This window comes from Trichocoleus desertorum AS-A10, assembly GCF_039962155.1.
In the GTDB taxonomy this organism is placed as follows: Bacteria; Cyanobacteriota; Cyanobacteriia; order FACHB-46; family FACHB-46; genus Trichocoleus.
This window is the reverse complement of the sequence record NZ_JAMPKN010000089.1, coordinates 1-9,309: the sequence shown is the minus strand read 5'-3', so window position 1 is coordinate 9,309 and position 9,309 is coordinate 1. Positions and strand designations below refer to the sequence as shown.

General features: G+C 42.8%; 8 protein-coding genes. 6 read left to right on the top strand and 2 right to left on the bottom strand.

Annotated features, from left to right (window positions below; translation table 11 throughout):
• The 3 genes from NDA01_RS30560 to NDA01_RS30550 form a co-directional block, all read left to right on the top strand.
• On the top strand, positions 1 to 534 hold a 534-nt coding region (locus NDA01_RS30560), incomplete at its 5' end, for a transposase (protein WP_348231002.1).
• Positions 535 to 1,038: 504 nt separating this feature from the next.
• Positions 1,039 to 1,545, top strand: a complete 507-nt coding sequence (locus NDA01_RS30555) for a hypothetical protein (RefSeq protein ID WP_348231001.1) — start codon at positions 1,039 to 1,041, stop codon at positions 1,543 to 1,545.
• 242 nt (positions 1,546 to 1,787) lie between these two features.
• Positions 1,788 to 2,435 carry a GIY-YIG nuclease family protein gene (locus NDA01_RS30550; RefSeq protein ID WP_348231000.1) on the top strand — a complete coding sequence of 216 codons (648 nt, stop codon included), beginning with the start codon at positions 1,788 to 1,790 and terminating at the stop codon, positions 2,433 to 2,435.
• A gap of 256 nt (positions 2,436 to 2,691) precedes the next feature.
• Here NDA01_RS30550 and NDA01_RS30545 read toward each other — a convergent pair whose 3' ends face one another.
• Both NDA01_RS30545 and NDA01_RS30540 read right to left on the bottom strand, forming a co-directional pair.
• Positions 2,692 to 4,710, bottom strand: coding sequence for a phospholipase D-like domain-containing protein (locus tag NDA01_RS30545; RefSeq protein ID WP_348230999.1), 2,019 nt, complete (start codon positions 4,708 to 4,710; stop codon positions 2,692 to 2,694).
• A gap of 206 nt (positions 4,711 to 4,916) precedes the next feature.
• Positions 4,917 to 5,162, bottom strand: a complete 246-nt coding sequence (locus NDA01_RS30540) for a hypothetical protein (protein ID WP_348230998.1) — start codon at positions 5,160 to 5,162, stop codon at positions 4,917 to 4,919.
• 991 nt (positions 5,163 to 6,153) lie between these two features.
• Here NDA01_RS30540 and NDA01_RS30535 point away from each other — a divergent pair.
• The 3 genes from NDA01_RS30535 (at position 6,154) to NDA01_RS30525 (ending at position 9,016) form a co-directional block, all read left to right on the top strand.
• On the top strand, positions 6,154 to 6,963 hold the full coding sequence (locus tag NDA01_RS30535) for a hypothetical protein (protein ID WP_348230997.1): 810 nt from the start codon (positions 6,154 to 6,156) through the stop codon (positions 6,961 to 6,963).
• Positions 6,964 to 6,995: 32 nt separating this feature from the next.
• Positions 6,996 to 7,619, top strand: a complete 624-nt coding sequence (locus NDA01_RS30530) for a hypothetical protein (protein WP_348230996.1) — start codon at positions 6,996 to 6,998, stop codon at positions 7,617 to 7,619.
• A 575-nt stretch (positions 7,620 to 8,194) separates the two neighbouring features.
• Complete coding sequence (locus tag NDA01_RS30525) at positions 8,195 to 9,016, top strand: hypothetical protein (RefSeq protein ID WP_348230995.1); 822 nt, start codon at positions 8,195 to 8,197, stop codon at positions 9,014 to 9,016.
• Positions 9,017 to 9,309 lie beyond the last annotated feature (293 nt).

The following is a 9,309-nucleotide window of genomic DNA, read 5'->3' as shown; positions in this document are numbered from 1 at the left end:
AAGTATCTTGACAAGTCCGGGTGTTGCCTCTGGAGTCCAGTCAGCTACAGCTACAGTCGAGTCGGACAACAGAAGCGATTGGAGCAAACGCAGCGACGGGGTGGGCGCATTAGCATCCTGGGACTCTGGCAACCGCATCAAGGGTTTGAGTATGCTATAGCGCTAGGTAGTTTTAGGAGTTCCAGTTACATCAAAGTGATGGACTCGATTGCTGATAAAGCTTTGACAACTCTCACTCAAACCGGGCGTCTAACGGTGATTGTGCAAGACAATGCTTCGTTGCATACAAGTCAACTGGCTCAGCAACAGTGGCAGCGGTGGCAGCAGCAGGGCTTGTTGGTGTTCTTTTTGCCCCCCTACTGTTCTGAGATGAATCGCATTGAGGAGCAGTGGCATCAACTCAAGACGCATGAGATTGCAGGTCAGATGTTTGAGGATGAATATGATTTAGCCGTTGCCATCATGGACGGAATGGCAACACGTAGCCTCAAAGGGGGATACGCCCTCGAACGTTTTAAGTTTAATTCTGGCTAGCTACTTACATCTGAGTGAGATAGAGCAATGAAAGGATATACCTGAATGATTCGAGAGTTCTTTATAAACAGCAGCAGAACATCCCAAAAGCTTAATGGCTTATCTTTCGCTACTCCCAAGGCTTGACTACGTTAGCCTGACCCCGCATCCCAACCTTCTCACGGCAAGGATGGAACATCAAAATTGCTAGGTGCAAGATATGAGATAAAGTAGATCAGCAATCTACAACTGAACTTCCTAAACACTCAGGCTACCTTTTAGGAGACTTTGCTGGAGACTGCAATTTCTTACTGCAAAGCTGTATTATTACGTGTCTTTCAAGTTGAAGGTTGTACCATTCTTGCGGCTGGCATAGGAGGCATTTGTCCAGTACTGTCTTTCTCAAAAATCTGCTAGCGGCCTTTTTCAAATACTGCTTTCAAGACATCTCGCTTCAAGCTAATAGTCTTTATGATTTAGTGGCTCAGACCTTAAACTTGATAACTTAGATGAGAATATATAGTTATGTCAGAAATTAGGCTTGGAGAAATCCGCTATCAACATATAGAAAATGGTGGAATTATAGAAAATTGTTCTTGTAGCTTTTATTATTTAGCAGCACCTAAACTTCCAAGCGGAAATAGCAACAAGGAAGTTTTTCAAAGAGCTATTGAAACATGTAAAAGCTCCAGGCTAAAAGGTGTATTGATTGATTCATATCGCTATCTCTTTTTTTGCAATCTTGCTGGCCCTCGTAAGACTATCAATGGTAAGCGAAACCCTGAGTTTGATAATTTTGATAAAAATTATCCTTATTCTGGCATTATAAAGTGGGCACGAAATTCTAAAGTGGGAAAGCCACATTTATCCGGAAATACCAACGCCCTTGGAGCAGTTTTATATCTAATACTATACTCAGGAAGTTCGGAAGAAATTAATCAACTACTGGGAGGGGTATTCGTAGCGATGTTGAATCACAAGCAATTTAGCAAGCCAGGTACTACACCCCTCCCAGTAGTTGATATCGGTTGATGTTTAAACTATTATTCACTTCCCCATATCTGATTGACAATTATTATAAGCTAATATTTGTGCTTATCCTGCCCAGGGAAACTGCCGAATTGAAGCGTTAGCCCGTTAGCTCTTAGTCAGATTTAGTAGCGGATTAGTCCTCAAATTCCAAAATTAAATCAAGTTCATTGGCTAAATAAAATTTTGATTTCAGATCCGAAGATACAGCTTACTCTTAACTAGACACATTGAAGAAATGATGTATGGCTAGAAGTTATTGGAACACTATTTATATTGATAGGAATCCGGACGATCCGTATAAAGGATGGGGTTGGATAGAGGTTAGACCAGAGGATTGTAAGCGATTTAATATTCCTACTGACTATCCCAATACATACAAAAAGCTTTGCGGTTCCCCATCAGAGAGATTAAAACTCCCGAATAGTGGTAACCTTCCGTCCAGGGGTAAAGCTGGTGCAAAGAAGTTTACACTGAATATCGATGGAGAACTTATTACGATCAGAGCACAGAAATCTCTTACTGTTAATGCTATATGTGCGTGGATCAAAACTTGGGCAAGTTCAAATTCTAAAATTATTACTCCAGGTAATAGAACTCACTCTCTCGACGGTGAGAAGTTAGTCCACCAGAACCATTTTGTTTACTTCATTCTTAATGAAGACAGCAATGCGATCAAAATAGGGCGGGCACAAGATTTAGCCAAGAGGATGAAGGCACTGCAAACATCTAGCCCAGCTAAATTAAAGCTAATTAAGTCGATACAGGTTAAAGGAGGTAAGGACGCTCAAGAACTAGAGCGATCACTACATAAACAGTTTAGTGAAATTAGATTAGCTGGAGAGTGGTTCAAGGTTGATGTTTATCTCCTTGAGTACATTAATCAGTTGTAACTAACTATCTAACTCATTGGTTAATTCTTTGAAGAATTGGTCAACGTAATCCTGTCTTACTTTATCTTGGCTGAAAAACAGCAAGTGCGAGGATTGCCAGTCAGCAGATTTCTCTGATAACCTTCTGACTCACTCATGAATAGCAGCCCATCTACGGACTGCTGAAGTAATTGGACAATTTCTTGAGCGCTAGGGTTCATGTGGAACTGGCCTCAGTCCGAGAGTCAATAGCTAAGTATTGCCGTAGGACCATACTCTAAGCAGTAATCTTCCACGTTTTCTGCTGTTCTAGATCTTTGGCACTCTCAAAACGCTTGACTAGCTCATTGATGATGCGTGGGTCTGTTGTATATAGTCCCACCTCACGCTCTCTTCGAGCATAATCGCTGGAGGAAAGAAAGTTATGACTGCCCAGCATAGCGAATTGACGATCACAAACTAGAAACTTTTCGTGAGTCCCTAGAAGCTTTAACTTAAACTGCTTGGGGTATTGCCTTTCGAGGTCTTCTAAGTCTTCCAAGGCACTGTACATATCTGAGTAGGCTTTGAGCCGCTCCCTCAGGAGTCCTGAAGAACGACGAACCTTATCACTATTGATGTCCTGCCAGTGCCCCCAACCAATTTCAATTTGACTGTTTGGAACGCTCAAAAAGGTCTTGAAGTAATCGACTAGTTCTCGCTCATTCCACTGAATGCCTTTATAGAGCCAAGGGCAAACAAGAATCAGACGCTCTTGAGCTTGCTTGACAGCCTTGAAGAGAATTTCTCGGCTTTGATGGCGGTCGTATATCAGCTTGTACTCATGACTAGGCTGCATTTGCTGAAGTAGCTGGTTAATTCCAACGATCCGCTTGTCTACAACTTCGTCAACTTGCTCTGCGAGTCCCTGAGATAGCTCAGCTAGAGTAGTTTCTAATTCATTAACCTTACCCGCACCCCTAATTAACTGTTCTAGCTGCTGTTGCATCACATCCAGGTTTCGGGTGCGATCATGCAACACCTCAAAGCTAGTATCTAGGCTCTTGAGCCAAGCTTCTAAATCCTGAATCTGCTGCTGTAACTCTTCTGATTGCTGAGCTAAAGACTGTTCACGGCGTTCAGTAAAAGCTCGGTTCAACATCTCAAGCTCAATCTTCAAGCTTGTAACCCCGTGATCGACGCGATCAACAACGGTCTGCTGCCAGGGTGCCAGCTCTTGGTTGGTTAGAAACTCCTGTGACTTTTGCTCCAAGGTTGTGATTGCGTTTCTAACCTGTTCCAGTCTCTCATCTTTACCCAGGTCGGTGACTGACAACCGTACTTCCTGCACCTGCTGTTGTAAGTCATTGGCTTGGGAGCGCAAGCCTTTGATGTCTACTTGTAATGGAGTTGGGTCAAATGGTTGTGGAGGTGGGGGTAGCTGATCAAGCTGTTGTTGTAGTTGCAAAATCGCATCCCTTAATTCAGCCACTTTTTGATGCTCAGCTTTAGTACCAACTTGGTGGATCAAAGCTGCTAGTTGCTTGGTTAAGATTGCAGTCGCCTCTACGGTTGGCTTGAGCTTGGCTGCCAATTCAGAGATGTGAGGTTGAACAGCAGTTCTATTAACCCGTTCTAACTGTTCAATTTGCTGACTGAGTTGGTTGAGTTGTGTTTGTAGTGAGGCGGAACGTGTTTCCGATCCCTCGGCTTGAGCTTCAAGGCTTTTCTGAAGCTGACTGACCTGCTGATGAAGTGGGTTGAGGTCAATAGCTTGTAAGGGAACCAAACACGCTTGTACTGCTGCTAATCCTTTCGAGAGTTCAGTGATCGCGCTGTCAACTTGCGCCAGCGTCACCTCTAGGTATTGAGGGTTGAATACCGGAGGAATTTGAGATAGCTCTGTCTGCAACTGAGCCTGTAAACCTTCAAGCTTGCTGTCTAGATACTGGCGAACCTCCGTAACAGTAGCCTCAGCATCCTGCTGCAAAGTGGCAATGGCTGTCTGGGTTTTTGCGATCTGAGCTTGGAGATCGCTGGGGTCAAAAGGTTCTGGTGGAGGGGGCAGGGTTTTCAGTTGTTGCTGAACCGACTCAATTTGTCCCCTGAATTGCTGATCAACTTGAGTAATCGCAACCTGAGAAGTTTGCTGAGCTTGTTGCAGGCGATTCCGATTCAGCGTCCCTAAAGCTAGTGATACTGATATGGGAGCAGCAGCAAAGACAACTTGTTGAGACACGGTAGCTGCAATTGAGCCGATGGCCGAAGCAGCAAGTGAGGTATACTCCGCAGTCTCCAGCCAGTGACGGTTACTCATAAGGGTATGAAATTCTTCTTATGACAAGAATTCCACTGATGCTGAGATTTAAGACACGCGAAACATGAAAAATTTACAAGCTGGTGTGAATAAGCCATGAAGTTTTGAGTTGGCACCGCAGCAAAATCTGCGCTCAAAGTGGCTTATCAGTCAGCTCAATCATTACTACTCTGGTTAGGAACCTTAGGAACCGAAGAACGCTTGTTTCACAATCGAACAGCATCTTGTTGAGTTTCGCCACGGGAACCATGAGCACCACAACAGCAAACTGCGAAGTATCCTGTTCGATCCCATTCCGGACTATCAACTACTGAAAGACTTGAGCTGCCACAAAAAGGGCACTGTTCTACATCAATTAACCTCGCTTGCTTACAAGCCTCTAAAAGCTCTGTAACAAAGCGGAGTTCTGATTCTCTTTGAATTTGTTGATCTACTGATTCATCGGTATCCATTAGAGGCTCTTTTGACCCTTCAACAAATTTTGCTTTCTAAAGCACTCTGACAGCTCAAAGGTCATAAGTGTAAGTTAGTTTAGCAAACCAAGGAGATGAAAGGTGTGGCAGGGGAGGTAAGACGGTCGAGTAGGTATAGATAAAAGTGTAGACAGTCATCAACTAGGCCAACTAGAGGTTAGAGTTAGTCGGCTTGAAGCTCAGCGCGTAGAAGCTAATCTACACAATCGTCTACGCGCCCTAACCGAATAACTGCAAAATCTGAGTGATGGCCTAGCTCAGATTCAGGAACAAAAAGAGCCTACTAAGATAACTGAGTATCAAACCCCGCCGGAGGCGATCGCCTTCGGCGATAAATCACTAAGACTTACATTGACTGAACTAGCTAAGATTCTGGGGGTTGATAGATCCAACCTTGCCAAAGTCAGAATAAACAAACGGCAATAAACTGGCCGTTTATACAAAGGGACGTGATCCTCAAGGCATTGCATGGCAGTTCGATGAAGCAGAGGAAGTATTCAAGCCTGTCTGAGCCACCTGCAACAAACTCATCAAGCTAGCTATTGCCGAAGACCAATGCGAACAAAGTTTTACAACGACTCAGAAGTCATTCCCTGATTAATTTTCCTCTAGAACAGAGTATGGCAGGAGTCTGAGCTGTGAATACATCGGCAGCGCCAGCTTCACCAGCAAAAACACTCTAGTATTTCAAGATTTTGTGTTTAAATACACTCTCGTCAATAGCATGCCTTTACAGAAAAAACACGGAAAACGCTCAAAATTCACCTTTTATCGGGATATTGTACGGAAAATCTTTGTGTATAAATAGTTATGTTTACTGAGTGGCAAAAAACAAAGACTACCTCTGTAGCAATTGAGCCTTTAGAGCTTCAAACGCCAAAGTAAATAGTAGATGTTAATGAACAGGTCACTGAGCAGTGACATCAGGGTGTCTCCAGTGTTCTTTCCTATTCACCCCAAAGCATTCAAAATGAATCAAGTAATTTTCCGTTGCGTCACAAGTGCTGCTCTAACAACCCTATCAGCTAGTTCGCTTTTGTTCAGTAGCCAGCCCATTCAGGCTCAATCCTCGTATGCTTGCAGTGAAGTAGCTTTGGGTAGCAATACCGTCGAGATTGATCAAGGCTACATTCAAAACAATAGTGGCTCTATGAGTCAAAACAATATTCAATCAGGGAGCCAGAATGCCTCTTATGTGGATAACGACCTGAATGTTCAATCGTATAACAACCAAAACAGTGGTTCCCAAAGCATTCAGAACTCTGGATCTTTGACATCAAGCAATAGCTCTGGTAACTCTAGCTCTAGCAGCTCATCACGCTCTAGGAGCAATAGCACTGAGGTTGGAGGTAGCTATGCTGGTTTTGGAGCGAATGTTGGTTTTTCAAATAGCTCTAGTACGAGTAATTCCAATAGCCAATCGAACTTTGGCAGCAACTCTGTGCAGTCGGAGTTCAATAGAGGTAGTAGCTCTCAGTCCCAGTCTTCCGTCGATAGCTCGAACAATCAAAGCAACATTAATGAAGCTCGTGCCAACAGCAACAACTATATCGATCAAAGCGGATCGATGAGCTTCAACCGAGATAGACAACAGAATAATTCCTTGAGAACCTCGAATACTGTCGTCGGCCTAAACTGTGATGCAGCAGTTCAAGCAGAATCGAGTCGAGACAGGGAAATGATTCGCCAACGAGGTGCTGTAGAGCAAGAAAAGCTTAGATTACAGCGTGATCAAATGCGCCAGCAATCTTCAGATGGCTTCTTTAATCAATCTTGGTAGCCCATACCCTATCATCTGGAGAATTTTTAGGCATGAAAAAATCACTTTTTGGGTTTACTCTGTTGGCTCTTTCTTTGAGTCACATCCTCAACATTGGAGTCATTTCTGTTCAGCCAGCATCCGCTCAGCTATATCGCTGTAGTGATATAGCTCTAGGAGAGGATGAAAGGGAAGAAATTCGAGGAGACAACTCTCGATCAGAATCGAGGGTTACCATCGGGCAGGATTGCGATGATGCTAACTACCATGAATATCTCAATGAAAGAGACAAAATTAATAATCAGTGGTGGCAACAGAGAGAAAAAGCATCAGAACGAAGTGCATGTGCATTTTTTGGCATAGATTCTCCTAGATGTACTGATGAAGGGCTAAAGAGACAGGCCCAGCAAGAGCAGGCGCAAGAGAGACGACAACAGGAGGAAGCTGCTCGCATTCAACAAGCAGCTCAACAGGAAGCTGCACAAGAAAAATACTTCAGACAGCGTGTAGAGAATGCTAAAGCTGAAGTTCGCTCGATTCAAGAGAGCATCATTTTTTGGAATGATCGTCCTGATAATCGACGAATGTACGAGCTAAAGCTTCCACTAGCTGAGGCAGATTTACAAAGCGCTGAGAAGGAGTTGCAAGACTACTTAAATCAAAAACAAAAGCGGTAATTCTTACAGCTAATTCTAGGAGCACATTCTAGTAGCTTACGCCTGACGCTCAGATTGCTTCTGCTCAGGCGTAAGCTTTCAAGCCTCAACAGCCTAGATTGCCTGGAGCCAGTAATACTTAATACTTTACTTCTAACTGGTACTTCCGGCTAGATGGTTCGTTCCACTATTGGCCGTCTCGGTAAGCACTCAAAGATAAGTCATGACTTCGAGAAATCCCTTTCCTTAAATAATGAGAAACCTAAAATTAAGTAGGACCAAGAATCTAGACTTCTTAAAATCTTCTTTGTAAGTCAACTCTAAATATTATCTCTAATGACTTTTATTGTCATACCTGTCTTTATAGTAACTACTTCATTTATTGCAAAAAAAGTGAAATTTTTGTTTCTTTTTATTCATATAAGCTATTCAGTAAAAACTGTTTTTTAGAAAATAGATTTTAGAGCTACTAGTACTCAGCTTAATCACTCGTTTATGCATTAGAGTGTTTAGTTCAAATCAAGTTAAGCTAGTAAGGATTAAAGAGAGTGGCTCCTTTAACACTTTGTTCCTTTAGGTAAATGTAGGAAGAAATCATGGCTTCTAGCAAAGAGCCTAACAATGAAGAAGACCATAAGCAAGCAGATCAGGAAAGCGAGTTAACTAAACTCCCTTGGAAATGGCTGATTGGGCTTGCCACCATAGCACTAGCACTACTAGCCTACAGGGGTGGAGAACTCTCTGCCGCCAAGGATGAAGTTAAAATTGAGTTTCCAGTGCCTGGAACAACGCTCGTCACTGTTAACAACATTCCAAATAAAGCGTCCTATCTCCTAGCAGCTAGTGATTTGTGGGCACCAACAGGACTCAAGTTGAATCCTAGACAGTCTGTACAAATTACAGCTTCAGGAAGAGCAAATCTAGGAATTCATAGGCTCGTTGAAGCCGCCCAGAAAGATACTTACCCAACCATTGGCTGGACAGGACCTACTGGTAATCTATCTAGCCCTAGTGAGGTCAAGAACACTTATCGACAAGATTTAAAGATAGAACCTCAAGCCGCAGACGGTACGCTGCTAGCCTACTTACACCAAGGCGGTGAACCAGAACCAAGTAGAGAAAATCCTCTTAGAGATAAAGCAATTGTCGTTGGAGCATCAGGGAAGATAACAAATGATAAACCAGTTCCAGTCACTATATGGCTAGTTATTAATGACGCTGTTTTAGAGAACAGTGAACAGTCTAGGTTGGCTTTTGTTAATCCTGAGAATACAGCTAATTCTGACACAAGGAAGAGTGCTGAAGACGAAAAACGATGGAAATATATTCAGCAAAGGCAATACTGGAACTTGTGGTTCGATGATAATGTTGGATTTTATCAAGTACAGTTTGATTTTGAAGCTGAGCAAAGCAAGTAATTAAAGTGTAGCTATTATTGCTTGCATATAAATCTATTTCAACCAGGTAACACTCTAGTTCCTCACTGTATTTTTGTGTCATTCACATAGTTTTCAAAGTTATTATCTTGGTTGAAGAAGATGCCAGTAATCTCTTTAAGAATGCATCCCAGCCTTGTAAGTTTCAATTCAAAAGGCTTGAGAGAATGTTTGTAAATAGATATGAAGTAGAAAGAATTCAGGTAGTGAAATGAGCAATATCTAAGGAGTCGAAGCTCTTGGGGACGGAACTATGAGTCCACGCAACTATGACA